The organism is Falsiroseomonas selenitidurans (assembly GCF_012103215.1).
GTDB lineage: Bacteria > Pseudomonadota > Alphaproteobacteria > Acetobacterales > Acetobacteraceae > Falsiroseomonas > Falsiroseomonas selenitidurans.
Map to the genome: position 1 here is coordinate 1 of NZ_JAAVNE010000015.1, position 26,117 is coordinate 26,117.

Sequence of the window (26,117 nt, forward strand, 5' to 3'; positions counted from 1 at the left end):
GGTGGCCGCCGCCCCGGCCACGGCGCCCTGCGCGGCCAGCCCGGCGCGGCGCAGCCGGGCCAGCGCATCGGCCAGCAGCGCGGCCTCCCCGCCGAACAGGTGGTCGCAGCCGGTGATGTCGAGGACCAGCCCCTCCGGCGGGTCCGTGGCGGCGAGCGGCGTGTAGCGCCGGGCCCAGAGCGCCAGGTCGCGCAGCGCCGCGGCATCGGCATCCGGTGCCGCCGGATGCAGGGTGAGGTCGGGTGCGATGGCCTGGGCATCGGCCAGGGCCTGGCCGGGGGCGAGGCCGCGGGCGGCGGCGGCGGCATCCACCGAGGCCAGCAGGCGCCGGTTGCCCACCGCCACCCAGGTGGCCAGCGGCGTGGCGAGCAGGCCGCCCCGGCGCAGCCGTGCCGTCGGCAGGTCCGCCAGGTGCAGCGCGAGGAAGCGGCGCGGGCTCATCCCCGCAGCATCCGTTGGCGCCTGCCGCGCCGTGGCGGCGCCGGCCTCGGGGCCTCCTCCGTCTCCACCTGCTCCTCCTGCTCCCCGGCTTCCAGTTCCATGGCGCCGGAGGCGGCGCGCCAGGTCACCGCCCAGGGGCCGCCGGGGCGGCCGCCGCGGGCGCGCAGCAATTCCAGCTGCCAGCGCGGATCGCCCAGCCCATGGCCGGCCCCGGCCGAGGGCAGCGGCTCCACCCGCCAGCTGGTGCTGGCGGCGCTGGGATCGGGGCCGGGCAGGCCTTGGCTGGACAGGTCCGGGCGCAGCAGCAGGCCGAGCGCGCCGCCGGTCTCCGCCGCCAGTTGCAGGCGGCGCGTCGCCGTCAGGTCCAGCCGCGCCGGCGCGCCGTCCCAGGGCGGGGCAAGCAGCGCGCCGGTCACCGCCGGGCAGCGCAGCGCTTCCTCCATCGCCCACAGCGCATCCGCCCAGGCTTCCGCCCGCACCAGCACCAGATTGGCCGGCGCCAGGCCACAGCGGGCCAGGCCGGGCGGCCAGGCCTGCAGCGATGGCGCCCCGGCGGCGATCCACAGCACGGTGCCGCCGCTGCGCGCCAGCAGCACGGCGCAGAAGGCGGCGGCGCTGCCGGGGGTGCTGGCCGCGACCTCATGCATCGCCGCCCGCGCCAGCCCGCCGCCGGGCAGGTCCAGCCCGTCGCAGACCGGCACCGGCGCCAGGCCGTGCCGGGCGCGGCCGGTGCCTTCCAGCCGTGCCACCCGGGCGCGCAAGGCGGCGAGCAGGGCGGGCTGGTCGAGCGGCGCCGGATCGGGTGGGGGGAGGGGCTGCGGCATCGCGCCGACGATGGCCGAGCTACCCGAACAAATCAAGAACAAGAGGCAGGCGAGAGTCCGCCGCCTGGCGCCCCTCCCTGCCGCCCCACCTGCGCCGCGGCCGGCAGGGCGTTGAGACTCATGGCCTGTCGGCCCCGCCCTCGGTGCGCGAAAAAATCGCGCCCCTGCCCAGCCCATCCCACCGGCACGGGTCTTGCTGCGCCGCGCAGGGTCTGACATCGCAGACGGACGCATCGGAGCACGCCGCTTGTCCCTCGACGCCCTCGAAGCCCGCCTGCGCCAGGATTTCGCGCTGCTGAACCTGCCGCCGGCCAATTGGGTGCCGCCCCGCCCGGATGGCGCGCTGGACGTGCTGGTGCTGGGCGCCGGCATGCTGGGGATCACCGCCGGCTTCACCCTGCAGCGCCTGGGCATCCTGCGCCACCGGCTGCTGGATGCGGCGCCGGCGGGGCAGGAAGGTCCCTGGGTGACCTATGCCCGCATGCAGACCCTGCGCTCCCCCAAGCACCTGGTCGGCCCGGCGCAGGACATCCCGGCCCTGACCTTCCGTGCCTGGCACACCGCCCAGTTCGGCGAGGCAGGCTGGCAGGCGCTGGGCAAGATCCCGCGCCCCCTATGGATGGACTACCTCATCTGGCTGCGCCGCGTGCTGGCCCTGCCGGTGACCAACGAGATCCGCGCCACCCGGATCGGCCCCGGTCCCGGGGGGCTGATCGCGGTGGAGACGGACCGCGAGGGCACGCTGCTGGCGCGCCATGTGGTGCTGGCCACCGGGCGCGACGGGCTGGGCGGCCCGCGCTGGCCGGATTGGGCGCCCGCCACCCCCGGCCCGCGCATCCGCCACAGCCGCGATGCGGTGGATTTCGCCGCGCTCGCCGGGCAGGTGGTGGCGGTGGTCGGCGCCAGCGCCTCGGCGGTGGACAATGCGGCGATGGCGCTGGAGGCCGGCGCGGCGGAGGTCCACCTGCTGGTGCGCCGCCCCGCCCTGCCGGTGCTGAACCGCTTCAAATCCATGGTCCATGCCGGCTTCACCCATGGGCTGCCCGGGCTCGACGATGCCGGGCGGCTGGCCGTGCTGCAGGCGGCCTTCGAGGGATCCGTGGCGCCGCCGCGCGAATCCGTGCTGCGGCTGGTGCGCCATGCCGGCTTCCGCCTGCACCTGGCCACCCCGGTGCGGGCGGTGGCGGAGGATGCGGCGGGGGTGACGCTGCACCTGCCCGGCGGCACGCTGCGCGCCGCCATGCTGATCCTCGGCACCGGCTTCGCCATCGACCTGGCGCGGCGGCCGGAACTGGCGCCCGTCGCGCCGCATGTCCGGCTGTGGTCCGATGCCTGGGCCGCGGCGGGGCGGCCGGCGGCGCAGCTCGGCGAATTCGCCACCTACCCGCATCTCGGCCCGGGCTTCGAGCTGACGGAGCGCACCCCCGGCACGGCGCCCTGGCTGGCGCGCCTCCATGCCTTCAACATCGGCGCCATGGCCAGCCTCGGCCTGGTCAGCGGCGACATCCCCGGCGTCGGCGATGGCGGACGCCGGCTGGGGGAGGCGATCGCCCGCGCCCTGTTCCTGGAAGACCGCGCGGCGCATCTCGCGGCGATTCGCGCCTATGCGGAGCCGGAGCTGCTGGGCGACGAAATTCCCCCCGCGGCGCTGGCGGTGGCATGATGTCGCGCCTCTGGCACGAGGCTTGCTGCGAAGCTTCTCCCATACCGCATCTGGCTTGCCGGGGAGAGATCGCCGCGTAAGCTCCCGCCACTTTCGCCAAGGGGTGCATGCCATGATCCAACGCCGCAGCGTGATGCAGGGGATTGCCGGGATCGGACTGGGGGCAGGCGCCGTGGCGCTGCTGCCGCAGCGCGTGGCGGCGCAGGCAGGCACGGTGAAGTTCGGCTTCTTCGGCCCCTTCACCGGCCAGTTCGCCGCCAATGGCCAGCGCTTCCGCGAGGCCGGGGAGCTGTTCCTGGAACAGGCCAACGCCACCGGCGGCATCGCCGGGCGCCGGCTTGTGGTGGATTTCCAGGATGATCGCGGCGACCCGCTGCAATCCACCAACATCGCCCAGCGCTATGTGGCGGATGCCGAGGTGGTGGCCGCGATCGGCAGCTTCACCAGCACATCCTCGATGGCCGCGGGGCAGGTCTTCGCGCAGGCGAAGATGCCGCAGGTCAGCCCCACCTCCTCCCACCCCGACTACACCAAGATCAGCCCCTACCAGTTCCGCATGCCCAACACGCAGGACATCGTGGCGGAGCTGAATGCCGAATTGATGGTCAACCGCCTGCGCACGAAGCGCATCGCGCTGCCCTATTTCCAGGATGACTGGGGCATCTTCGTCGCCCAGGCGACCAAGGCGGAGATCGAGAAGCGCGGCGGCGAGGTCATCCTGTCCGAGGCAATGACCCAGCAGGCGCGCGACTTCCGCGCCATGATCACCAAGATCCGCGCGGCGCGCGCCGACGGCATCTTCATCGCCAGCCACTACGCGCCATCCGCCGTGTTCATGCAGCAGCTGCGCCAGGCCGGCATCGACGTGCCGGTCGGCGGCGCGGACCCGCTGTACAACCCGGAATTCCTGCGTCTGGCCGGTGCGGCGGCGGAAGGGCTGGTCTGCACCACCTATTTCTTCCCCTCCGACCCGTCCAAGGCCACCTTCACCGAAGGCTACAAGGCGAAATACGGGCGGGAGCCGGACCAGTGGGCGGCCTTCGCCTATGATGCCATCGCCATCGCCGCGGAAGGCGCCAAGGCGCTGCTGGCCGCCGGCCGGCCGCTGACGCGCGAAGCCCTGCGCGATGCGATCGATGCGCTGCCGCCCTACCAGGGCGCCACCGGCGTCACCGAATTCGTCAACGGCACGCCGCGCAAGCCGATGACGCTGCTGGTGGTGCGCAACGGCAGCTACCAGCTCTACACCTGACGGATTTCCGCTTCGCATGATCGAGCTGTTCCTCAGCCAGTTGCTGAACGGGCTGGTGATCGGCTCGGTCTATGCGCTGATCGCGCTGGGCTTCTCGCTGGTCTTCGGCGTGGCGAACCTGATCAACTTCGCGCAGGGCGCGCTGCTGATGCTGGGCGCCTTCTTCGCCTTCACGCTGATCCAGTGGGGGTTGCCGATCGTGGTGGCGGGGCTGCTGTCCATCGCCGCCACCGCGGCGGTGGGGATGCTGGTGGAACGGCTGGCGCTGCGGCCGCTGCGCAACGCGCCGGCCATCGCGCCGCTGCTGTCCACGCTGGCGCTGGCGGTCATCGCCGATGCGGGGGCGGAGCTGATCTGGTCCGCCGAATCGCAGCCCTTCCCCAGCCCGCTGCAATCCTTCGTCGTCTTCGTCGGCGGCGCCTTCCTCACCGGCGTGGACATCGCCACCTTCCTCGTCGCGCTGGCGGTGATGGGCGGGCTGATGCTGTTCCTGTCGCGGTCCTGGACCGGGCGGGCGCTGCGCGCCACGGCGCAGGACCCGGAAGCGGCGGCGCAGATGGGCATCGACGTGGCGCTGATGCGCCAGGTGGCCTTCGGCCTGGCCGGGGCGCTGGGCGCGCTCGCCGGCATTCTGGTGGCGATGTACTACCAATCCGTCTTTCCGCAGATGGGCGTGCCCTTCGGCATCAAGGGCTTCGCCGCGGCGCTGCTGGGCGGGCTGGCCAGCATTCCCGGCGCCGTGCTGGGCGGCTTCCTGCTCGGCATCTTCGAGAATCTCGCCAGCGGCTATGTCGGCGAGGGCTCGCGCGACCTGATCGCCTATTCGCTGCTGCTGCTGGTGCTGATGGTCCGCCCGCAGGGCCTGCTTGGCACCGGCAGGCTGGAGGCGCTGGGCGGCGTCGCCGGAGCGTCGGGCGCCATCCCCACCACCTCCATCATCGCCAGCCTGGGCGGCGCCACGGCGCGCACCCGCAACCGGGTGCTGCAGCCGAAGCCCTGGATGGTGCTGGCCGTCATCGCCCTGGCCGCGCTGGTCCCGGCCATCGGCTCCGCCTATGTGGTGCAGGTGGCGGCCGGCTGCGCGGTGTTCGCCATGCTGGCGCTGAGCCTGACGCTGCTGTCCGGCTCGGCCGGCGTGATCTCCATCGGCCATGCCGCGCTGTTCGGCTTCGGCGCCTATGTCTGCGCCATCCTGGCGCGCAACCATGGCTGGCCGCCGGCCGCCATCCTGCCGGCGGCGGCCTTCGGCACGGCGGCGATGGCGGCGCTGGCCACGCTGCCGGCGATCCGCCTGACCGGCCATGCGGTGGCGCTGGCCACCCTGGCGGTGGGGCAGGTGGGATACCTGCTCTTCCTGAACTGGATCGAGCTGACGCGCGGCCCGATGGGCATCGCCGGCATCCCGCGCGGCAGCCTGTTCGGGCTGTCGATGCAGCCGCTGGACCGGCAATACTGGCTGGCGCTGGGGCTGCTGGCGCTGTGCTACCTGGTGGCGCACCGGCTGCTCGAATCGCCCATCGGCCGCACCTGGCGCGCGATCCGGGAGGATCGGCCCGCCGCCCATGCCGCCGGCGTGCCGGTGCTGCGCTACCTGGTGCTGGTGGCCGCCACCTCCGGCCTCATCGCCGGGCTGGCGGGCGCGCAATTCGCCTGGCTGCAGGCCTTCGTCAGCCCGGATTCCTTCCTCCTGGAAACCTCCATCGTGCTGATCGCCATGGTGGTGCTGGGCGGCATGGGCAACATCGCCGGCGCCGTGCTGGCCGGGGTGCTGCTGGCGCTGCTGCCGGAAGCGCTGCGCGCCTTCGACGAATGGCGGATGATCGTCTACGGCCTGGTGCTGCTGGCGCTGCTGCGCTTCCGGCCGCAGGGGCTGGGGGGCGTGAAGTGACGGCGGCGCTGGCGCTGAAGGGCGTGACGCGCCGCTTCGGCGGGCTGGTCGCCACCGACGATGTCTCCTTCACCGTGCCGGGCGGGCAGCTGCTGGCCATCGTCGGGCCGAACGGCGCCGGCAAATCCACGCTGGTGCAGCTCATCACCGGCTTCGTGCGCCCCGATGCCGGGCATATCCGGCTGGGGGCGCGGGAGATCACGCGCCTGGCGCCGGAAGCGATCAGCGCGCTGGGCGTGGCGCGCAGCTTCCAGACCAGCCGCATCTTCCCCGGCCTGACGGTGATGGAAAGCGTGCTGGTCGGCACCCAGGTGGCGCTGATCGGTGGCGGGCGGCAGCCCCCCGCCTTCGGCGGTCCAAAGCCACCTGCCTTCGGTGTGCTGGCGGAAGCCGCCGCCGTGCTGTTCGGCCTGCCGCGCTACGCCGCCCGGCGCCGGGCGCTGGAGGCGCGGGCGGCGGCGACGCTGCAGCTGTTCGGCGACCGGCTGTGGCCGCGCCGCGACCAGCCGGCCTTCAGCCTGTCCTACGCCAACCGCCGGCGGCTGGAGATCGCCCGCGCCCTGGTGGCGGAGCCCGACCTGCTGCTGCTGGACGAACCCACGGCGGGCATGAACCCGACCGAGACCGGCGAGCTGGCCGAGCTGATCGCGCAGCTGCACGCCGCGCGCCCGGCGCTGACCATCGTGATGATCGAGCACAAGCTGCAGGTGGTGCGCCAGCTGGCCACCCGCGTCATCGTCATGAACCATGGCAGCGTGCTGGTGGATGCGACGCCGGCGGCGGCGCTGGCCGATCCGCGCGTCGTCACCGCCTATCTGGGCCGCGCCGCGACGAGCCACGCGCATGGCTGATCCCTTCCTGTCGATCGAGGCGATCGATGTCTTCTACGGCCCGGTGCAGGCGCTGTTCGGCGTTTCCGTCACTGTCGGCGCGGGAGAGGTGGTGGCGGTGCTGGGGGGCAATGCCAGCGGCAAATCCACCACGGTGAAGGCGGCGCTGGGCCTGGTGCAGCCACGCCAGGGGCGCATCCTGCTGGAGGGCCAGCGGATCGACGGGCTGGGCACGCACCAGGTCATCGCCCGCGGCGTCGCCTCCATCCCCGAGGGGCGGCGCGTCTTCGCCGAGATGACGGTGGAGGAGAATCTCCGCCTCGGCGCCTATGCCCGCCGCGGCGACCCGCCGGCCGCCCTGGCGGCGGCGCTGGAGGAAGCCTTCGGGCTGTTCCCGCGCCTGGCCGAACGCCGGCGCCAGGCGGCCGGCACGCTTTCGGGCGGCGAGCAGCAGATGCTGGCCATGGCGCGCGCCTGGATGCGGCGGCCGCGGCTGCTTTGCATCGACGAGCCTTCCATGGGCCTCTCGCCGTTGTTCGTGGATCATGTGTATGACGTGCTGGCGCGCTGGAAGGCGGCGGGGCTGACCATCCTGATGGTGGAGCAGAACGCCAACATGGCGCTGCAACTGGCGGACCGCGCCTATGTGCTGCGCAACGGCGCCATCGTGGTACAGGGTGCGGCGGCGGAACTGGCGGGGGATCCGGAATTGCGCAAGGCCTATCTCGGTGGCTGACCTGATGGGCGGTGCCGTCACGCGCTTCGTCGAAGGCGCGGGCGGCGTGCGGCTGGCGGTGGCCGAAGGCGGCAACCCGGAGGGGCCGCCGATCCTGTTCATCCACGGCTTCTCCCAGGCCGCGCTGTGCTGGACGCGGCAGTTCACCGGCGCCCTGGCGCGCGACTTCCGGCTGGTGGCCTTCGACCTGCGCGGGCACGGGCTTTCCGACAAGCCGGCGGACCCGGCGGCCTACCAGTCGCCGGATCTCTGGGCGGATGACGTGGCGGCGGTGATCGCGGCCTGCGGGCTGGATCGCCCGGTGCTGGCCGGCTGGTCCTTCGGCGGGCGGATCCTGGGCGCGGTGGCGCGGCGGCACGGCACGCAGCACCTCGGCGGGCTGGTCTTCGTCGGCGCCACCAGCAAGGCCGGTGTGCCGGATGCGGCGCGGCTGCGCGGCGATACCGGGCCGATCCAGGCGGCGATGGCGTCGGACGACATGGCGGCGGCGGTGGCCGGCACGCTGGCCTTCATCGCCGCCTGCACCGCCACCCCGCTGCCGGCCGAGCTGCAACGGCTGATGGATTTGACCAACGGCATGACGCCGCCCTTCGTGCGCCGCGCCATGATGGGCTGGCAGGTGGACCATGACGACCTGCTGCCGCGGCTCAGCGTGCCGGCGCTGGTGATCCATGGCGCGCAGGACCGGGTGCTGCTGCCCGCCGCCGGCCGGCACATCGCCGGCCTGCTGCCGGGCGCCGAGCTGACGCTGTATGAGGGCGTTGGCCACGCCCCCTTCCTCGAGGCTCCGGCGCGCTTCGACGCCGACCTCGCCGCCTTCACCCGCCGGCTGAAGGCGGGTTGAAGAAGGCCGCTTCCTCCGCCGCCAGGTGGCGGGCCCAGAGCGCGACGGTGGCCTCGGCCTTGCCGGTTTCCTGCCAGCGGCGGCCGAAGCCGGACATGCCGTGCGGCCGCCGCTTGCGGTCCAGCCGCAGCTCAACCATGCAGCGCAGCAGTTCCAGGATGGATTCGCCGGCGATCGGCGGCGTGCCGTCCACCCAGCCATGCGCCATGCCGGAGGTCGGGTCGATGAAGCCGGCGCGGGACGCCGCATCCGCCACGCGGCGTTCCACCTCCAGCGAATGCAGGGCCTCCGGCAGGTGCAGCGCGGCGGCGAGGCACGCCTCGATGGCGTAGCTGCCCCAGTTGGCGATGGTCGCGACCACCAGGATGTCGGTCTCCACGCAGGTGCCGATCAGCCTGCCGGTGGGCACCACGTCGCGCACCGCCTCCGGGATGCGGCCCATGCCGACCTCGTTGCCGCCATCGCCGATGCCGATGGTCAGCACGCCGCGGCGGCGCGCTTCGGCCACATACAACTCCACCTTGCCGACGACGTCGGTGACGTTCAGCCCCGGGCCGGTATGGGTGGTGCCGGCGGCATTGGGCGCCGGCTTCTCGATGCTCACCATCGCCTTGGCGCCGGTGGCGTCGAAGCAGCGCAGGGCTTCCGCCGCCGCGCGGGCGGGGTCGATCGGCAGCGGCAGGATGGCGGCCTTGAAGGGCGTGGTGACGGCCATGTCGAGCCCGATGACATCCAGCCCGGTGGCGCGCAGCAGCGCTTCCATCCGCGGGATGTTCGTCACCTCCGTCAGGATCACCGGCGTGGCGTCCAGCGCCACCGCCAGGCTGCGCGCCAGCAGCGCGGCACCGACCGGCCCATCCGCTTCCGAGATCATCGCCGGCGGGTCGAAGAAGCCGGCGCAGATCAGCACCACGTCGCGCGGCGCCACGCGCTGCACCAGCGCCTGCGCGGCGAGGAAGGACAGCGGCGCGCCCTGCAGCGCGCGCGCGGCCTCGTACAATTCCTTGGTGATGTTGCGCGTGGTGATGTCGGCGCCGCCGCCGGACATGAAGACCTGGGCGGAGACCAGCCGGTCGGCCGATTCCCCCACCACCTGGCACAGCTCGAAATCCGGTTCCATGCGGGGCGCTCGCTTCTTCAGGGGGTCAGCACGATTCGTCCGGCCACGGCGCGGTCGCGCAGCAGGGCCAGCGCCTGGGAAACCTGCTCCAGCGGCATGACGGTGGCGGGGGCGGGCGTCACCAGGCCGCGCTCATACAGGGAGAAAATCTCGGCGAAGCAGGCGGCGACGTCCTGCGGCACGCGCTTGCGGTAGTCGCTGATCTGCAGGCCGCTGACCTCGATGTTCTTCACCAGCAGGTAGTTCGCCTTCACCGAGGGGATGGCGCCGGCGGCGAAGCCCACCACCACCAGGCGGCCGCGCCAGGCCAGCGCGCGCAGCGCGGCCTCGAAATACACGTCGCCCAGCGGGTCGATGACGATGTCCGCCGCGCCGCCGCCCGTCGCATCCCGCACCTGCGCGCGCAGGCTTTCGCGGATGTCGGGGGCCGAGAGGTCGATGATCGCCTCCGCCCCGGCATCCAGCGCCAGCTGCGCCTTGGCGGGGGAGGAGACGCCGGCCAGCACGCGCCCGCCCAGCGCGCGGGCCAGCGCCACGGCGGCCAGCCCCACCGCGCCGGTGGCGCCCAGCACCAGCACCGTCTCGCCCGGTTGGAAGCGGGCGCGTTCGCGCAGCGCGAACCAGGCGGTGTCATAGGCCAGCGCCAAGGCGGCGGCCTCGGTGAAGGGCATGGCGTCCGGCAGGCGGTAGCATTGGTTGGCCGGCGCCGGCGTGTACTCCGCATAGCTGCCGATCTCCGCCATCGCCAGCACGCGGTCGCCCACCGCCCAGCCGGTGACGCCCTCGCCCAGCGCCGCGATGGTGCCAGCCGGCCCCTTGCCGGGGGTGAAGGGCAGCTTCGGCAGGAACTGGTAGCGCCCGGCGATGACGACGAGGTCGACATAGTTGACCGAGACCGCCTGCACGCGGACCAGCACCTCCCCCGGTCCGGGCTGCGGGCGGTCCAGCGCCGCCATCTGCACCGCCTCCGGCCCGCCGAAGGCCGAAACCCGCGCCGCCTTCATGGCGTGGCCGCCCAGCGGATGGGCGTGGGCACCAGCCGCCCGGCCTCCACCTCCGCCGCCACGGCGCGCTTCAGGATCTTGCCGCTGGCGGTCAGCGGAATCTCCGCCACGTCCAGCAGATACTCCGGCATGTCGTAGCGCGACAGGCCCGCGGCATCGAGATGCGCGAGCAGCGCCTGGCCCGCCACCTCCTGCCCCGGGCGGCGCTGGAACGCCAGGCACACCTTCTCCCCCAGTCGCGCATCCGGCACCGGCAGGGCGGCGGCGCGGGCGATGGCCGGGTGCTGCATGGCCAGCGTCTCGATCTTCGCGGGGAAGATGTTGTGGCCGCCGCGGATGATCACGTCCTTCTTGCGGCCGGTAATGCGGATGTAGCCCGCTTCGTCCATCCAGCCGAGGTCGCCGGTCAGGAACCAGCCATCCCGGTTGAAGCTGTCCTCCGTCGCCGCCTGGTCGTCGAAATAGCCCAGCATCAGGCTGGTGCCGCGCCCGGCAATCTGCCCGGTCTCGCCGGCCGGCAGCACCTGGTCGGGGTCGTCGCGGCTGACGATGCGGATCTCGTAGCCCGGGGCGGGGCGGCCGGAACTGCCGGTGATCAGCGCCGGGTCGTCGGCCGGCAGGGTGTAGTGGGTGGAGCACGCCTCCGTCATGCCGTAGCCGGATTGCGGCGTGACGCCATGCGCCAGCAGGTCGGCCACCACCTGCGGCGGCGCCGCGGCGCCGGAGATGCGGAAGCCGCGCAGCGCGCCGATGCGCGTGGCGTTGCGGCGCTTCAACTCCGCCAGCAGGTCGATCGCATGGGTCGGCACGCCGACGAGGAAGGTGGTGCCGGTATCCATCAGCCGGTCGAGCAGGGAGGCGCCGCGCGCCAGGTCCGGCAGCACCAGCGTGCAGCCCGCTTCCACCGCCATCACCATGCAGCCGAAGCCCAGATTGTGGCTCAGCGGGCTGAGCGTGGCGATCACGTCCGCAGCACCCAGCGACCAATCCGCCAGGATGGCCCGCGCATTGGCCAGCACGGTGTTGTCGCTGTGCATCACGCCCTTCGGCGCGGCCGTGGTGCCGGAGGTGAAGGCCAGGTAACGCACGCCATCGGGCTCCGCCCGCGGCGGCGCCGCCGCTGCGGTGGCGAGTGCCGGTCCCGCCCAGGCATCCAGGCGGCCGGCCGGCAGCGGCGGCAGCGCGTGGATGCGGCGCATCGCCGGCATCGCCGCGGCGCGGGCGAGGATGTCGTGCCGCGCGGCGTCGGCACCGTAGCCTTCCTCCGCCACCAGGGCCGCGGCGCGCATGCGGCCGAGCAGCTCCGCCACCTCGCCCACCGTGTGGTCGCGGTGCAGGGAGGGGCAGCACACCAGGCCATCGCGCGAACAGGCCAGCAGCGCGACCAGCGTCTCGATCCGGCTGGGCAGCCACACCGCCACGCGCTGGCCGGAGCGCAGCCCGGCGGCGCGCCAATCGGCGGCCAGCGCATCGGCGGCGGCGACCAGCGCGGCCCAGCCGATGGCGCGCTGGCGGTCGCGCATGGCGATGGCATCCGGCGTGCGCGCGGCCCAGGACGCCGCCAGCGCATAGAGGGTTTCATCACGCCAGAAGCCGGAATTGTATCCCAGCCGCAGGCGGTCCGGCGTCAGCGTGGTGAGCATCATCAGGGTGGGGGTACCTGCGGAGCAAATCCTGGATGGCGGGATTTAACACGGCACGCAACGCGGTGGCGAGCCGGGCCGGCAACAAACATCCTGACATTTCGCCCGTCGTTGCGCTCCGCTGTCAACCGTCTTCCCCGGGCGCGTCGCGGCGGCTAGATTGCAGCCTGCCGCAGCAGGAGCCGCAAGCACGTGACAGCATCGGCCCGCAGGGCCACGCGGCCCCAGACGGCCCAGCCGGCGCCCATCACCCCGGCCAGTCCAGGCGGCACCCGTGGCACGGCGCGCGCCTTCGTGCTGCGCCGGGTGGCGCCGCTGGATCCGAACCATGCGCTGCCGCTGTACATGCAACTGGCGGAACGCTTCGTCGCCCTGATCGGCCAGGGGCAGGATGCGCTGGTGGGCCAGTCGCTGCCCACGGAAAGCGAATGCATGGCGCATTTCGGCATCAGCCGGCCGACGGTGCGCCAGGCCATGGCGCAGCTCGCCAGCCAGGGCCTGATCACCCGCGGCCGCGGCCGCGGCACCTTCGTCGCGCCGCGCCGGCTGGACCACGACCTGTCCCTGGCCTTCGAGGATGAGGCGCGCAACGCCCGCAAGCGCGTCTCCTTCCAGCTTCTGGACCGCCGGAGCCTGGCAGCGCCGCCCGCCGTGCTGGCGGCGCTTTCCCTGCCCCCGGGGACGGAGGTGGAGGTGGTGGAGCGCCTGCGCCTGCTGGATGGGGAGGTGTTCGGCCATGAGCTGCGCTACCTGCCGCCGTCGCTGGCGGAACGGGTGACGTCCCGCATGCTGGAACGCCAGCCGGTCAACACGCTGCTGCGCCAGGCGCTGGGCGAGGCACCGAAGCGCATGCGGCTGATCGTGCGCAGCGTCCCGGCGGAGGCGCGCATCGCCCGGCTGCTGGGCGTCAAGCGCGGCACGCCACTGCTGGAAAGCGAACATGTCTACCGCCTGGCCTCCGGCGCGCCGGTGCTGTGCGGCTTCGTGCGCTTCCATGGCGACCGCTTCCAGTTCACCGCCGAATCGGAGATCCGGTCCGACCCCCAGGTGTAGGCTTGACGGCGGCGCCCCGCCCGGACCTATTGTCAGGACATTGACAGAACGGTCACAGGATCGGGCATGCCGCCGGACAGCAGGACACCCTCCGCCCTGCCCAATGATGGGGCGGAGGCGCTCGACCGGCCTCTGCCCATGGCGCAGCCGGCCAGCGCCTGGGGCAGCGATGCGGTGGCGGACATGCTGCGGGCGCTGGGCGTGCCCTGGGTGCCGCTGAACCCCGGCGCCTCCTTCCGCGGCCTGCATGACAGCCTGGTTAATCACCTGGGCAACCGCGACCCGCAGATGCTGCTGTGCCTGCATGAGGAACATGCGGTCTCCATCGCGCATGGCTGGGCGAAGGTGACGGGCCGGCCGCTGGCCGTGGTGCTGCACAGCAATGTCGGGCTGATGCATGGCAGCATGGCGATCTTCAACGCCTGGTGCGACCGCGTGCCGATGCTGGTGCTGGGTGCCACCGGCCCGGTGGATGCGGCGCAGCGCCGGCCGTGGATCGACTGGATCCACACCGCGCAGGACCAGGGCGCGCTGGTGCGCCATTTCTGCAAATGGGATGACCAGCCGGCCTCCGTCCCCGCCGCCGTCGAATCCCTGCTGCGCGCCAACCAGATCGCCACCACGGCGCCGCAGGGGCCGGTCTACATCAACCTCGACGTGTCGCTGCAGGAACGGCCGGAGGCGGCGCCGCTGGCGGTGCCGCCGGTGGCGCGCTACCGCGCCCCGCCCGCCCCCGTGCCGGCGCCCGCCCTGGTGGCGGAAGCCGCCGCCCTGCTGCGCGGCGCGCAGCGCCCCGTGGTGATGATGGGCCGGCTGTCGCGCGACAAGGCGGATTGGGACCGCCGCGTGGCGCTGGTGGAGAAGCTCGGCGCCACGGTGCTGACCGACCTGAAGGCCGGCAGCGCCTTCCCCACCGCGCACCCGTTGCACGGCCCGCCGCCCAGCGGCTTCGTGACGCCGGAGATGATCCAGGTGCTGCGCGGCGCCGACGTGATCCTGGCGCTGGACTGCGTCGACCTGGCCGGCGTGCTGAAGCTGGTCTGGGCGGGGGAGGATCCGCCGGCGCGCATCATCCGCGCCTCGCTGGACCAGCTGGTGCACAATGGCTGGTCCATGGATCACCAGGGCCTGCCGCCGGCCGATATCTACCTGCTGTGCGCGCCGGATGCGGCGGTCGCCGCGCTGCTGGCGGAACTGGCGGACCTGCCGGCAAGGCCGCTGCCGCCGGCGGTGCCGCGCGCGGCGCTGGGGCCGACGCCGGATGGCGAGATCGGGCTGCCGGAACTGGCCGCCGCACTGCAGGGCGCCATCGGCGATGCGCCGGCGACGCTGGTGCGCGTCACCATCTCCTGGTCCGGGCCGCTGTGGGATTTCGCCGGGCCGATGGATTTCCTCGGCGGCGATGGCGGCGCGGGGTTGGGCTCCGGCCCCGGGCTGGCGGTGGGCGCGGCGCTGGCGCTGCGCGGCAGCGGGCGCATCCCCGTGGCCGTGCTGGGCGACGGCGACTTCATGATGGGCGTGACGGCGCTGTGGACCGCGGCGCGCTACCGCATCCCCGGCCTGATCGTGGTGGCCAACAACCGCTCCAACTTCAACGACGAGCTGCATCAGGAACGCGTCGCGCGCACCCGCGGCCGGCCGGTGGAAAACCGCAGCATCGGCCAGGCCATTGCCGGCCCGGACCTCGATATCGCCGGGCTGGCGCGGGCGCAGGGGGCGGTGGGCCTCGGCCCGGTGAGCGACCCGGCGGCGCTGCCGGCCCTGTTCGCGGAGGCGCTGCGCCAGGTGGCGGCGGGGCATTTCGTGGTGGCGGATGTGCGCATCCGCCCCGGCTACGAGGTCGGCAGCGCCGCCGGCATGATGCAGCGCGGGGCCAAGGCATGAAGCCCGCGCCCTTCCACTGGCACGCGCCGACCACGCTGGCCGAAGCCGCGGCGCTGCTGGCGGAATACGCGCCGCAGGATGGCCGCGTGCTGGCCGGCGGGCAGAGCCTGCTGCCGGCCATGGCGCTACGCATCGCCCGCCCGCCGCATCTGGTGGACATCAACCGCGTCGCCGGTCTCGACCTGCTGGAGGTCGTGGACGGCGTGCTGCGCATCGGCGCGGTGGTGCGCCACGCCGCCTTCCTGCGCGAGGCGGCGCCCGGCCCCCTGGGCGCGCTGCTGGCGGCGGTGGCGCGGCACATCGCGCATTGGCCGATCCGCCAGCGCGGCACCTTCTGCGGCAGCCTGTGCCACGCCGACCCGGCCGCCGAATGGCCGCTGGTGGCGGCGGTGCTGGACGCAGTGATGGTGGCGCATTCGCTGCGCGGCGACCGCCGCATCGCCGCCGCGGCCTTCCAGCGCGGCCTGCTGGACACGGCGCTGGAACCGGACGAGTTGTTGCGCGCGGTGGAGTTGCCGCTGCTGGCGGCGGATGCGCGCTTCGGCTTCGAGGAGGTCAGCCGCCGCGCCGGCGACTTCGCGCAGGCCATGGCGCTGGCCGTGCTGCGCCGCGGCCCCGATGGCCGGGTGACGGAGGCTCGGCTCGGCCTGGGCGGCGTGGAGCCGGCACCGCGGCGTTTCCCGCAGGCGGAAGCGATGCTGCGCGGCGCCATCCCCGATGCGGCGCTGATCGATGCGGCAGCGCATTCGGTGGCGCAGGCGGCGCAGCCGATGGAGGATGAAGGCTACCGCCGCGCCCTGACGCGCACGGTGGTGCAGCGCGCGCTGCTGCAGGCCTGCGCATGAGCGAGCACGCCGTCACGCTGCGGGTGAATGGCATCGCGCACCGCCTCCAGCTGCCGGCGCGGCGCAGCCTGGCGGATGCGCTGCGCGATGGCTGTGGCCTGACCGGCACGCATCTGGGCTGCGAGCACGGCGTCTGCGGCGCCTGCACCGTGCTGCTGGACGGCGTGCCGGTGCGGGCCTGCCTGATGCTGGCGGTGCAGGCGGAGGGGGCGGAGATCCGCACCGTGGAAGGCCTGGCCCAGGGCGCCACGCTGCACCCGCTGCAGCAGGCCTTCATCGACCACCACGCGCTGCAATGCGGCTTCTGCACGCCGGGCTTCCTGATGCTGGCCGTCGCGATGCTGGAGGAAGACCCGGACATGCCGGAGGCCGAGATGGTGCACCGGCTGTCCTCCAACCTGTGCCGCTGCACCGGCTATGCCAACATCCTGAAGGCGGTGCAGGCCGCCGCCGCGGCGATGGCCCGATGAGCGTCTTCGGCCAGAGCGTGACGCGGCTGGAGGATGCGCCGCTGGTGCGCGGCCAGGGCGCCTTCGCCGCCGATATCGACTTTCCGCGCCAGCTCCACATGCGCGTCGTGCGCGCGGAGATGGCGCATGCGCGGCTGCTGTCCGTGGATGTGGCGCCGGCCCTGGCGCTGCCCGGCGTGGTGGCGGCGTGGTCGGCCGCGGATGTGCAAGGCGTCCCGCCCATCCCCTTCCGCGCCACCAAGGTGCGCGGGCTGGAGCCCTATTGCCAGCCGATCCTGGCGCGCGACCGCGTGCGCTATGTGGGTGAGCCGGTGGCGGTGATCTTCGCCGAGGATGCGGCAATGGCCGAGGACGCGGCGGATCTGGTGCTGGTGGATCTGGAGGAACTGCCGGCGCTGCTGGACGCCGCCGCGCCGCCCGGCGATTTCGACGGCGCGCGGGACACCGAGCCCACCATCGTCCGCAAGGCCTATGGCGATGTCGACGCCGCCTTCCGCGAGGCCGCGCATGTGGTGGCGCTGGACCTGTCGATCGGCCGGCATTCCGGCGTACCGATGGAAACCCGCGGCGCCATCGCGCGGTACGATGCGGCGATGGATGTGCTGGAGTTGCACGGCACGGCGAAGAAGCAGCACTGGAACCGCGACGAGATCGCCCGCCTGCTGGGCCGCGCGCCGTCCTCCGTGCATCTGTTCGAAGGCCATGTCGGCGGCGGCTTCGGCGTGCGCGGGGAATTGTACCCCGAGGACCTGCTGGTCTGCCTGGCGGCGCTGCGGCTCGGCCGGCCGGTGAAGTGGATCGAGGACCGGCGCGAGCATCTGGTCGCCACCAACCATTCGCGCGAACAACGCCACCGCATCCGCGCCGCGGTGGATGCACAGGGCCAGATCCTCGGCATCGACAACGTCTTCTTCCACGACCAGGGCGGCTACATCCGCACGCATGGCGCGCGCGTCGCGGACATGTCCGCGGGCCTGCTGCTCGGCCCCTATCGCGTGCCGGCCTATCGCGTCGCCGGGCATTTCCGCCTGACCAACAAGACGCCCGCCGCCACCTACCGCTCCCCCGGCCGGTTCGAAGGCAGCTTCGTGCGGGAGCGGCTGATGGATGCCATCGCCGCGCGCTGCGGCATCGACCGCCTCGCGGTGCGGCAGCGCAATTTCGTCGGCGTGGCGGAGATGCCCTATGCGCGGCCGCTGGATGCGCTGGGCACCGACGTGGTGCTGGATTCCGGCGACTACGCGCTGCTGCTGGACAAGGCGCTGGCGCGCTTCGGCTGGGATGCGCGGCAGGCCGATGTGGCGCGGCGCCGGGCGGCGGGGGAATGCGTCGGCCTCGGCCTGGGCTTCTTCGTGGAGAAAAGCGGGCTCGGCCCCTCCGACGGCGTGCGGCTGACGGTGGATGCGACCGGCGCGGTGGAACTGGTGACCGGTGCAGCCTCGGTCGGGCAGGGGGTGGAGACGGTGCTGGCGCAGATCGCCGCGGCGGCGCTGGGCGTGGAGTATCGCCGCGTGCGCGTGCTGCATGGGCGCACGGACCGCATCGAATTCGGCAGCGGCGCCCATGCCTCCCGCGTCACCGTCATGTCGGGCTCCGCCACGCACCAGGCGGGGCTGGCGCTGGCGGCGCTGGCGAAGGCCACGGCGGCGGCGATGCTGCAGGCGCCGGCCGACTCGCTCACCATCGAGGCCGGCGTGGTGCGCCGCGCGGAGGGGGCAGGGGGCGCTTCCGTGACGCTGGGCGAGGTGGCGCGCGCGCTCGCGCCCGGCAGCGCGCTGTCGCGCGAACGCGCCACGCCGGGGCTGACCGTGGAAAGCTGGTTCCACAGCGACCATATGACCTACCCCTACGGCGTGCAGATGGCCCAGGTGGCGATCGACCGCGGCACCGGCACGGTGAAGGTGGAACACTATCTCTGCGCCTATGATGTCGGCCGCGCGGTGAACCCGATGCTGGTGGAAGGGCAGATCGTCGGCGGCTTCGCGCAGGGCCTCGGCGGCGCGCTGTACGAGGCGTTCCGCTACGACGAGCGCGGCCAGCCGCTCTCCACCACCTTCGCCGACTACCTGATGCCGACGATCGCGGAGATGCCGCCGCTCGATGTGCTGGTGACGGAGGATGCGCCGAGCCCGCTGAACCCGATCGGCGTGAAGGGCGCGGGCGAGGGCGGCACGAATGCCGTGGGCGCGGCCATCGCGTCGGCCGTCGATGACGCGCTGGGCGGGCGCGGCCTCGTGACGACGCTGCCGATCACGCCGCGTGACGTGCTGCGGATGCTCGGCACATGATGGGCGCGGCGCATCGGGGGAGGCCGTGATGCAGCGCCTGACGCTCAGCCTGTCCTGCCCGGCCTATGACCGCACGCGGGCCTTGTTCGATGGCCGCGTGCGCGTCGAGGGCTGCGACCTTGTCGCCGTGCCGATGTCGCCGGAGGAAGCCTTCCACCGCGCCTTCCGCCACCAGGAATTCGACATCTCCGAACTCTCGATGTCGAGCACCATGGTGCAGATCGCCGAAGGGCGCTGCGCCTATGTGCCGATTCCGGTCTTTCCCTCCCGCCTGTTCCGCCATTCCGCCCTCTACATCCGCGCCGATCGCGGCATCGCGCGGCCGGAGGATCTGCGGGGCCGCCTGGTCGGCGTGCCGGAGTACCAGATGACGGCGGCACTGTGGGTGCGCGGCATCCTGCAGGACGAGTACGGCGTGCGCCCGACCGATCTCCGCTGGCGCTGCGGCGGGCTGGAGGAGGCGGGGCGTGGCCAGGTGGTGGCGCTGGACCTGCCGGCGGAGGTGGAGTTGCAGGCGATCGGCGCCGAGGAGACGCTGTCCGCGCTGCTGGACGAAGGCCGCATCGATGCGCTGATCACCGCCCGCGCGCCGTCCTGCTTCGGGCGCAATCCGCAGGTGGTGCGGCTGTTCCCGGACTACCGCGCGGCGGAGGAAGCCTATTTCCGCCGCACCGGCATCTTCCCGATCATGCATCTGGTCGGCATCCGCCGCAGCCTGGTGGAACAGCATCCCTGGCTGCCGGTGAACGTCTTCATGGCGTTCGAGCAGGCCAAGCAGCTGTGCTACGTCGATCTCGCGAAGATCGGCCACCTGTTCACCACGCTGCCCTGGGCGGTGGAGGAATTGGCGCGCACGCGCGCGCTGATGGGGGAGGATTTCTGGGCCTATGGCGTGCGGAAGAACGCGCCCGTGATCCAGGCGATGACGCGCTACGCCGCGGAACAGGGGCTGACGCGCCGGCAGCTGTCGGCGGAGGACCTGTTCCCGGCTTCCGTCATCGATCTCGCCAAGGTCTGATGGCATTGGAGAGTCACGCAAACACCAATGGGGGCTTCAACATGAACGGACCAATCATCACCCGCGCCGGCCTGCTCGCTGCCGCGGCGGCCATGGCATTCGGCGCCCCGCGCGTGGCGCGGGCGCAGCCGCGCAACCTGCGCCTGGTGCTGCCCTATGCGCCGGGCGGCGTGGTGGACACGCTGGGCCGCGTGCTGGCGCAGGGGCTGGGCGAGGTGACGGGCGGCACGGTGGTGGCGGACAACCGCCCGGGCGCCGGCGGCATGATCGGCTCCGACCATGTGGCGAAGTCGACGCCGGATGGCAGCACGGCGCTCATCATGGACCCGGCCATAGTCATCAACCCCTCGCTGCAGGCCAGCGTTCCCTACGACCTGTTCCGCGACCTGAAGCCGGTGGCGATCATCAGCTCCTCGCCGCTGGTCTGCGTCGTCACGCCCTCGCTGCCCATCCACTCGATGCAGGAATTGCTGGCCTATGGCCGGGCCCATCGCGGGCAGCTTTCCTTCGCCTCCGCCGGCGTCGGCACCACGCCGCATCTGGCCGGCGAGATGCTGAACCAGCGCACCGGCATCGATGCGACGCATGTGCCCTATCGCGGCATCGCCGCCTCCATGCCGGATGTGATGTCGGGCAAGGTGCAGTTCACCTTCAGCAGCATCGCCGGCGCACGCGGGCTGTTGGCCGATGGCCGGCTGCGCGGGCTGATCACCACCGGCACGCGCCGCCCGCCGGCACTGCCGGATTTGCCGACGGCGGCGGAGGCCGGGCTGGCGGATTTCAACATCGACCTGTGGCTGGGCGTCTTCGTGCCGGCGGCGACGCCGGATGCGACGGTGGCGGCGATGAACACCGCCATCCAGGCCGTGCTGGCGAAGCCCGCCACCGCCGCCGCCTTCGGCCGCGCCGGGGCGGAGGTGCGCCACACCACGCCGGCGGAAGCCGCGGCGGTGCTGCGCCGGGAACACGACATGTGGAAGGCGCTCATCACCTCCGCACGCATCACCCTGGGCTGAGGGCACCGCCATGGCATCGCACCTGACGCGCCGCACGGCGCTGACACTCGGCGCCGGCCTGCTGGCCGCGCCCGCCCTGGGGCAGGGGGCGCGTCCGGTGCGCCTGCTGGTGGGCTTCGCGCCCGGTGGCGCGGCGGACACCATCGCGCGGCTGATCGCCCCGCGCATGGGGGAACACCTTGGCCAGACCGTGGTGGTGGAAAACCGCAGCGGCGCCAGCAGCACCATCGCCGCCGGCGCGGTGGCGCAGGCGCCGGCGGATGGCACCACGCTGCTCTTCGCCACGCTGACGCATGCGACCAACCCCTTCCTGTTCCACGGCCTGCCCTTCGACTACGCCACGGCCTTCGCGCCGATCAGCCAGGTGGTGATCTGGCCGCAGATCCTGGCGGTGAAGACGGATTTCGCGGCGCGTTCCTTCGCCGAGTTCCTGGCCAAGGCGAAGGCCGCCCCCGGCAGCATCAGCTACGGCACGCCGGGCAACGCCACGGCGCAGCACCTGGCCGGGGAGATGCTGCAACGCGCGGCGGGCATCCGCCTGACGCATGTGCCCTATCGCGGTGGCGCGGATGCGGCGCGGGACCTTTCGGCGGGCGTCATCGATGCGAGTTTCATGACCACCTCCACCGCGCTGCCGGTGCTGTCCGCCGGGCGGGCGCGGGTGCTGGCGGCGGCGACGCCGGCGCGGCTGGCCGCCTATCCGGAGGCGCCGACCATCGCCGAATCCGGCCTGCCCGGCTTCGCGCTGTCCGACTGGTGCGCGCTGTTCGCCCCCGCCGCCACGCCGGCGGGAACGCTGGAGAAGACCCATGCTGCGCTGCGCTTCGCGCTGGAGGGGCCGGAGGTGCAGGCACGGCTGCGCGCGCTGAGCACGGAGCCGGTGGCCAGCACGCCGGCGGATTTCGCCGCCTTCCTGGCCGCGGAAAGCGCCCGGCTGGGGCAGGTGATCCGCGATGCGGGCATCCGCATCGGCTGAGGTGGTGGGGTTCTACCCCAGCATCTCCGACCCCGGCACCACGCCCTTGGGCAGCCCGGCGACGTAATTGGCCAATTCGCCGGGCCGCGTCACCCACAGCCGGTCGCGGTGGCGCAGGATGTGGCGCAGGGCTTCGCGCAGGGGGCGCAGGCGGAAGGGCTGGCCGACGACGAAGGTGTGCAGCACCACGCTGCACACCAGCGGCCGGCGTTCGGACTGCGCCAGCATCTCGTCGAACTGGTCGACGATCATGTCGGCGAATTCGCGGCCGCTGTGCTGGCGGAACACCATGGCCGGGCTGTCGTTCAATTCGATGGAATAGGGCACGGACAGGATCGGCCCGGCGCGCGTCGCCATCCAGAAGGGCTGGTCGTCCGCTGGCAGGTCCATGACGTAGGTGAAGCCTTCCTCCCGCAGCAGGTCCATCGTCACGTTGCTCTGCGCCAGGTAGGGGCCGAGCCAGCCCTTCGGCGCCGTGCCGCTGTGGCGGATGATGCCGTCGCGGGTTTCCGCGATCAGCCGGCGCTCATCCTCCTCCCACAATATGTCCTGCCGTTCGGCGTTGCTGCGGCCGTGGCCGATGAATTCGTCGCCGCGCTTCGTCAGCGCCGGCGCGATCTCCGGCATGTAGTCCAGCGCGGCGGTGTTGACGTTGTGGGCGCTGGGGATGTCCAGCTCGTCCAGCATCTCCAGCATGTTCCACAGGCCGACGCGGTTGCCGTAGTCGCGCCAGGCGTAGTTGCGGGCGGATTGCGCGGCACCGACCTGCGCGCTGTCGCTGCCGAGGCCGGCGCGGAAGGCGAAATGCTCGATGTTGTTGCAGACCAGCAGGGCGAGCTTCGCGCCATTGGGCCAGGTGTAGGTTGGCCGCGTCGGGATCGCGCTGGCGGCGTAGCGGCTGTGGCTGGGCAGTTTCATGGCGGCGGTTCCCTGCGCGGATGCCGCGACGCTAGGGGCGCCGCGCGCGCAGGGTCAACCCGGCCTCAGCCGCGGCAGGCGGCGGCGGCGATGCGGCAGGTGGCGGTGCGGTCCCGGCTGCGGCATTCGGCCACCGCGGCGCGTTCCGCTTCGGCCTGCGTCGCGCCGGCCCCGGCGGAGATCGAGGTGACGGTGAAGGAGCTGGGGTCGGAGGTCATGAACATCGCCCATTGGCTGCGCTGCACGCCATGGGCGGCGGCGGCGCAGGCGGCGTTGAACTCGGCCACCGGGCGGCAGCCCGGCCCGCCGCTGGTGCAGGCACGTTCCGCCAGGCGATGCGCGGCCATCCGGTCCGGCTCCCCCACCACCAGGCCGAAGCCGGCGGAGGGCGAGCGCGCGGCGTAGAGCACCGCCAGGTTGCCGCGCGGTGCCGGCACCGGGCTGGCCAAGGGGCGTGCCGCGGGGGCGGGGCGCGCGGCGCGGGCGGGCGGGCTGGTCGGGCGCATCGCCACCGGCACCGCCTGGGGGCGGCGCACGCCCCGCGACGCCGCGGGGGCGGGGCCGCGGCCCTGGGAGGCGAGGAAGGCCAGCCCGGCCTGGCAGCGGATGGTGCAGGCCTGCGCCGCCTGCGGCCCGGCCCCCGGCTGCCGGCTGGCAGCGCGCCCGCACTCCGCGCGGCACTGCGCGCCGGCATCGCCGCGCTGGCCCTGCGCTTCAGCCAGGCCCGGCAGGGTCAGCGACAGCAGGGTGAAGGCGATGCGGATCAGGGCGGGGCGCATGGCGGGGTCCTCGGGGCGGCGTGGGGACCTTTTGGACCTGCAACCTTGCCCGGCGATGTTGCCATGTTGCGTTTTCGCGGCGGAAACCGCGCCGCATGTGACATATGTTTCGCGCCGGCGTAGGCAGTCCCGGCATGACCCTGCCCGAACTCCCCGTCACCGAAGCCCTGCCGCGCCTGGCCGCGGCGCTGCGCGAAGGCGCCAACGCCGTGCTGGTGGCCCCGCCCGGCGCCGGCAAGACCACGCTGGCGCCGCTGGCGCTGATGCAGGAACCCTGGGCCACGGGCAGAATCCTGGTGCTGGAACCCCGCCGCGTCGCCGCCCGCGCCGCCGCCCGCCGCATGGCGGCGCTGATCGGGGAGGGGCAGCCCGGCGGCACCATCGGCCTGGCGACGCGGCTGGATCGCCTGGTGTCGGACCGCACGCGGGTGGAGGTGGTGACCGAAGGGCTGCTGGTGCGCCGGCTGCAATCCGACCCCTCGCTGGAAGGGGTGGCGGCCGTGCTGTTCGACGAGGCGCATGAGCGCAACCTTGACACCGACCTGGCGCTGGCCTTCTGCCTGGACATGCAGCGTGCCCTGCGGCCGGACCTGCGGCTGCTGGCGATGTCCGCCACGCTCGATGTCGCCCGCTTCGTCGGCCTGCTGGGCGATTGCCCGCTGATCGAGAGCCTCGGCCGGGCCTTCCCCGTGCAGGTGGAGCACCGGCCGCGGGACCTGAAGGACTCCCGGGATTTACCGGAGGCCATGGCCGGTGCCATCCGCGAGGCGCTGCGGGCGCATCCGGGCGACGTGCTGGCCTTCCTGCCCGGCTGGGGCGAAATCCGCCGAACCGCGGAGCGACTTGCGGGCATCGAGGCGGAGGTGCTGCCCCTGCACGGCGAAATGCCGCCCGCCGAGCAGGACCGGGCGCTGAGCCCCTCGGACCGCCGGAAGGTGGTGCTGGCGACCTCCATCGCCGAAACCTCGCTGACCGTGCCCGGGGTGCGGATCGTGGTGGATGGCGGCTTCCGGCGCACGCCGCGGCTGGACCCGGCCACTGGTCTGTCACGGCTGGCCACGGTGCGGATCAGCCGCGCGGCGGCGGACCAGCGCGCCGGCCGCGCCGGGCGCACCGCGCCGGGGGTGGCGATAAGGCTGTGGTCGGAGGCGCTGCATCGCGGCCTGCCGCTGCAGGACCGCCCCGAGATCCTGGAGGCGGAGCTGTCCGGCCTGGCGCTGGATTGTGCCGCCTGGGGCGCCGCGCCGGCGGACCTGCCCTTCCTGGATGCCCCCCCCGCCGGCGCGCTGGCGGCCGCGCGCGCGCTGCTGGCGCAGCTGGACGCGCTGGATGGTGCCGGCCGCATCACCGCCATGGGCCGCGCCATGGCCCGCATGGGCACGCATCCCCGGCTGGCGCGGCTGCTGCTGGCGGCGGAGGATGATGGGGAGAAGGCGCTGGCCGCCGACCTCGCCGCGCTGCTGGAGGAACGCGACCCGATCCGGGGGCGCGACCAGCCCTGCGACATCAACCTGCGGCTGGAATTGCTGCATGGCGCCGACCACCCGGATGCGGACCGGCCCACCATCCAGCGCATCCGCCGCGCCGGGGCGGTGCACCGCCGCCGGCTGAAGCTGCATGGCGGGGCGCTGCCGGGCGGGGATTCCGGGCCGCTGCTGGCGGCGGGTTTCCCGGACCGGATCGCGGCCCGGCGCGGCAGCATGGATGGCGCCTTCCGACTTGCCTCCGGCCAGGGGGCGCGTCTGGGCGCAACCGATCCGCTGTCCCGTGCCCCGCTGCTCGCCGTGGCCGACCTGGAATTGCAGGGCACGGAGGCGCGCATCCGCATGGCCGCGCCGCTCGACCGCGCGGCGCTGGAAGCCCGCTTCCCGGACCGGCTGCGCTGGGTGGAGGGCGCGGCCTTCGATGCCCGTGCCGGGGCGGTGCTGGCGCGCCGCCGGCTGATGTTCGGCCCGCTGGTGCTGGAGGACCACGCCCAGCCCAGCGCCGACCCCGCCGCCATCGCCGCCGCCCTGGCCGCTGCCGTGGCGGAACGCGGGCTGCGCGACCTCGACTGGTCGACCGCCGCGAAGCAGCTGCGCGCCCGCATCGGCTGGATGCGCCAGGCGGAAGGCGAGGCCTGGCCGGATCTGTCGGACGCCGCCTTGGCCGCGACCGCGGCGGATTGGCTGGCGCCGCACCTGCAGGGGAAGACGAAGCTGGCGGAGGCGAAGGCGCTGGACCTGCCCTCCATCCTGCGCAACCTGCTGCCGTGGGATCGGCAGCGCCGCCTGGAGGCGGCGCTGCCCGCCCGGCTGGCGCTGCCCGCCGGCCGTTCCGCCGCCATCGACTATGACCGGGAGGTGCCGACGCTGGAGGCCCGCGCCCAGCACCTGTTCGGCCTGCAGCGGATGCCGCCGCTGGCGGAGGGGCGGGTGCCCCTGCAGGTGGCGCTGCTGTCGCCGGCTGGCCGGCCGGTGGCGATCACCGGCGACCTGGAAGGCTTCTGGCGCGGCGCCTGGGCGGATGTGCGGCGCGACATGCGCGGCCGCTATCCGCGCCACCCCTGGCCCGAGGATCCCTGGGCCGCGGAACCGCCGCCACCCCGCCAGGCTTGAGCCTCGGACCTTCAGCTTCCGAGACTTG

At 73.4% G+C, this 26,117-nt stretch carries 21 protein-coding genes and 2 pseudogenes; 16 read left to right on the forward strand and 7 right to left on the reverse strand.

Annotated elements, in window-relative coordinates:
* Both HEQ75_RS10975 and HEQ75_RS10980 read right to left on the reverse strand, forming a co-directional pair.
* On the reverse strand, positions 1-441 hold a 441-nt coding region (locus HEQ75_RS10975; RefSeq protein WP_456237388.1), incomplete at its 3' end, for a Y-family DNA polymerase.
* Positions 438-1,265 carry an ImuA family protein gene (locus tag HEQ75_RS10980; RefSeq protein ID WP_168030304.1) on the reverse strand — a complete coding sequence of 276 codons (828 nt, stop codon included), beginning with the start codon at positions 1,263-1,265 and terminating at the stop codon, positions 438-440. The genes HEQ75_RS10980 and HEQ75_RS10975, both read right to left, overlap by 4 nt.
* A gap of 247 nt (positions 1,266-1,512) precedes the next feature.
* Here HEQ75_RS10980 and HEQ75_RS10985 point away from each other — a divergent pair, with 247 nt between their 5' ends.
* From HEQ75_RS10985 to HEQ75_RS11010, 7 genes and pseudogenes are all read left to right on the forward strand, one after another.
* Positions 1,513-2,928, forward strand: a complete 1,416-nt coding sequence (locus HEQ75_RS10985; protein ID WP_209318491.1) for an NAD(P)-binding domain-containing protein — start codon at positions 1,513-1,515, stop codon at positions 2,926-2,928.
* 112 nt (positions 2,929-3,040) lie between these two features.
* Positions 3,041-4,180, forward strand: coding sequence for an ABC transporter substrate-binding protein (locus HEQ75_RS10990; protein ID WP_168030306.1), 1,140 nt, complete (start codon positions 3,041-3,043; stop codon positions 4,178-4,180).
* Positions 4,181-4,196: 16 nt separating this feature from the next.
* Complete coding sequence (locus tag HEQ75_RS10995; RefSeq protein ID WP_168030308.1) at positions 4,197-6,068, forward strand: ABC transporter permease; 1,872 nt, start codon at positions 4,197-4,199, stop codon at positions 6,066-6,068.
* Positions 5,990-6,256: pseudogene (locus HEQ75_RS29175) on the forward strand (ATP-binding cassette domain-containing protein); the annotation flags it as partial. The gene HEQ75_RS10995 and the pseudogene HEQ75_RS29175, both read left to right, overlap by 79 nt.
* Before the next feature lie 330 nt (positions 6,257-6,586).
* Positions 6,587-6,677 (forward strand): annotated as a pseudogene (locus HEQ75_RS29180) (ATP-binding cassette domain-containing protein); the annotation flags it as partial.
* A 234-nt stretch (positions 6,678-6,911) separates the two neighbouring features.
* Complete coding sequence (locus HEQ75_RS11005; RefSeq protein WP_168030312.1) at positions 6,912-7,634, forward strand: ABC transporter ATP-binding protein; 723 nt, start codon at positions 6,912-6,914, stop codon at positions 7,632-7,634.
* Entirely contained in the window at positions 7,627-8,478 is an 852-nt protein-coding gene (locus HEQ75_RS11010) for an alpha/beta fold hydrolase (RefSeq protein WP_168030315.1), read from the forward strand. Before HEQ75_RS11005 ends, HEQ75_RS11010 begins: the two co-directional genes overlap by 8 nt.
* Here the strand turns inward: HEQ75_RS11010 and HEQ75_RS11015 are convergent.
* Genes HEQ75_RS11015 through HEQ75_RS11025 form a run of 3 tightly spaced genes read right to left on the reverse strand, consistent with a single transcriptional unit; the run spans position 8,453 to position 12,248 of the window.
* Positions 8,453-9,598, reverse strand: a complete 1,146-nt coding sequence (locus HEQ75_RS11015; RefSeq protein ID WP_168030317.1) for a glutamate cyclase domain-containing protein — start codon at positions 9,596-9,598, stop codon at positions 8,453-8,455. The genes HEQ75_RS11010 and HEQ75_RS11015 overlap by 26 nt on opposite strands.
* Positions 9,599-9,615: 17 nt before the next feature.
* Entirely contained in the window at positions 9,616-10,602 is a 987-nt protein-coding gene (locus HEQ75_RS11020) for an NADPH:quinone oxidoreductase family protein (protein WP_168030319.1), read from the reverse strand.
* A complete protein-coding gene (locus HEQ75_RS11025) occupies positions 10,599-12,248 on the reverse strand; it encodes a class I adenylate-forming enzyme family protein (protein ID WP_168030321.1) in 1,650 nt (549 codons plus the stop codon). The genes HEQ75_RS11020 and HEQ75_RS11025 overlap by 4 nt, the downstream gene beginning before the upstream one ends.
* A 189-nt stretch (positions 12,249-12,437) precedes the next feature.
* Between HEQ75_RS11025 and HEQ75_RS11030 the strand changes: the two genes are divergently transcribed.
* From HEQ75_RS11030 to HEQ75_RS11065, 8 genes are all read left to right on the forward strand, one after another.
* Entirely contained in the window at positions 12,438-13,298 is an 861-nt protein-coding gene (locus HEQ75_RS11030) for a GntR family transcriptional regulator (protein WP_168030323.1), read from the forward strand.
* 66 nt (positions 13,299-13,364) lie between these two features.
* Positions 13,365-15,182 (forward strand): thiamine pyrophosphate-binding protein, encoded by a 1,818-nt coding sequence (locus HEQ75_RS11035; RefSeq protein ID WP_235961499.1) that lies wholly within the window; start codon positions 13,365-13,367, stop codon positions 15,180-15,182.
* Positions 15,179-16,027 carry an FAD binding domain-containing protein gene (locus HEQ75_RS11040; RefSeq protein ID WP_168030325.1) on the forward strand — a complete coding sequence of 283 codons (849 nt, stop codon included), beginning with the start codon at positions 15,179-15,181 and terminating at the stop codon, positions 16,025-16,027. The genes HEQ75_RS11035 and HEQ75_RS11040 overlap by 4 nt, the downstream gene beginning before the upstream one ends.
* The gene (locus tag HEQ75_RS11045; RefSeq protein ID WP_168030327.1) at positions 16,024-16,497 is read left to right on the forward strand and encodes a (2Fe-2S)-binding protein; all 474 of its coding nucleotides are present in this window, start codon (positions 16,024-16,026) and stop codon (positions 16,495-16,497) included. Before HEQ75_RS11040 ends, HEQ75_RS11045 begins: the two co-directional genes overlap by 4 nt.
* Positions 16,494-18,785, forward strand: a complete 2,292-nt coding sequence (locus HEQ75_RS11050) for a xanthine dehydrogenase family protein molybdopterin-binding subunit (RefSeq protein WP_168030329.1) — start codon at positions 16,494-16,496, stop codon at positions 18,783-18,785. The genes HEQ75_RS11045 and HEQ75_RS11050 overlap by 4 nt, the downstream gene beginning before the upstream one ends.
* Before the next feature lie 28 nt (positions 18,786-18,813).
* Complete coding sequence (locus HEQ75_RS11055) at positions 18,814-19,803, forward strand: phosphate/phosphite/phosphonate ABC transporter substrate-binding protein (protein WP_168030331.1); 990 nt, start codon at positions 18,814-18,816, stop codon at positions 19,801-19,803.
* 41 nt (positions 19,804-19,844) lie between these two features.
* Positions 19,845-20,819, forward strand: a complete 975-nt coding sequence (locus tag HEQ75_RS11060; RefSeq protein WP_168030333.1) for a tripartite tricarboxylate transporter substrate binding protein — start codon at positions 19,845-19,847, stop codon at positions 20,817-20,819.
* A 10-nt stretch (positions 20,820-20,829) separates the two neighbouring features.
* Complete coding sequence (locus HEQ75_RS11065) at positions 20,830-21,795, forward strand: tripartite tricarboxylate transporter substrate-binding protein (protein ID WP_168030335.1); 966 nt, start codon at positions 20,830-20,832, stop codon at positions 21,793-21,795.
* Between the two features lie 12 nt (positions 21,796-21,807).
* Here HEQ75_RS11065 and HEQ75_RS11070 read toward each other — a convergent pair whose 3' ends face one another.
* Positions 21,808-22,713, reverse strand: coding sequence for a polysaccharide deacetylase family protein (locus tag HEQ75_RS11070; RefSeq protein ID WP_168030337.1), 906 nt, complete (start codon positions 22,711-22,713; stop codon positions 21,808-21,810).
* A 65-nt stretch (positions 22,714-22,778) separates the two neighbouring features.
* The gene (locus HEQ75_RS11075; RefSeq protein WP_168030339.1) at positions 22,779-23,492 is read right to left on the reverse strand and encodes a DUF4189 domain-containing protein; all 714 of its coding nucleotides are present in this window, start codon (positions 23,490-23,492) and stop codon (positions 22,779-22,781) included.
* 134 nt (positions 23,493-23,626) lie between these two features.
* On the opposite strand from HEQ75_RS11075, the gene hrpB reads away from it, so the two are divergent.
* The gene (hrpB, locus tag HEQ75_RS11080; RefSeq protein ID WP_168030341.1) at positions 23,627-26,089 is read left to right on the forward strand and encodes an ATP-dependent helicase HrpB; all 2,463 of its coding nucleotides are present in this window, start codon (positions 23,627-23,629) and stop codon (positions 26,087-26,089) included.
* The last annotated feature ends 28 nt before the right edge of the window (positions 26,090-26,117 follow it).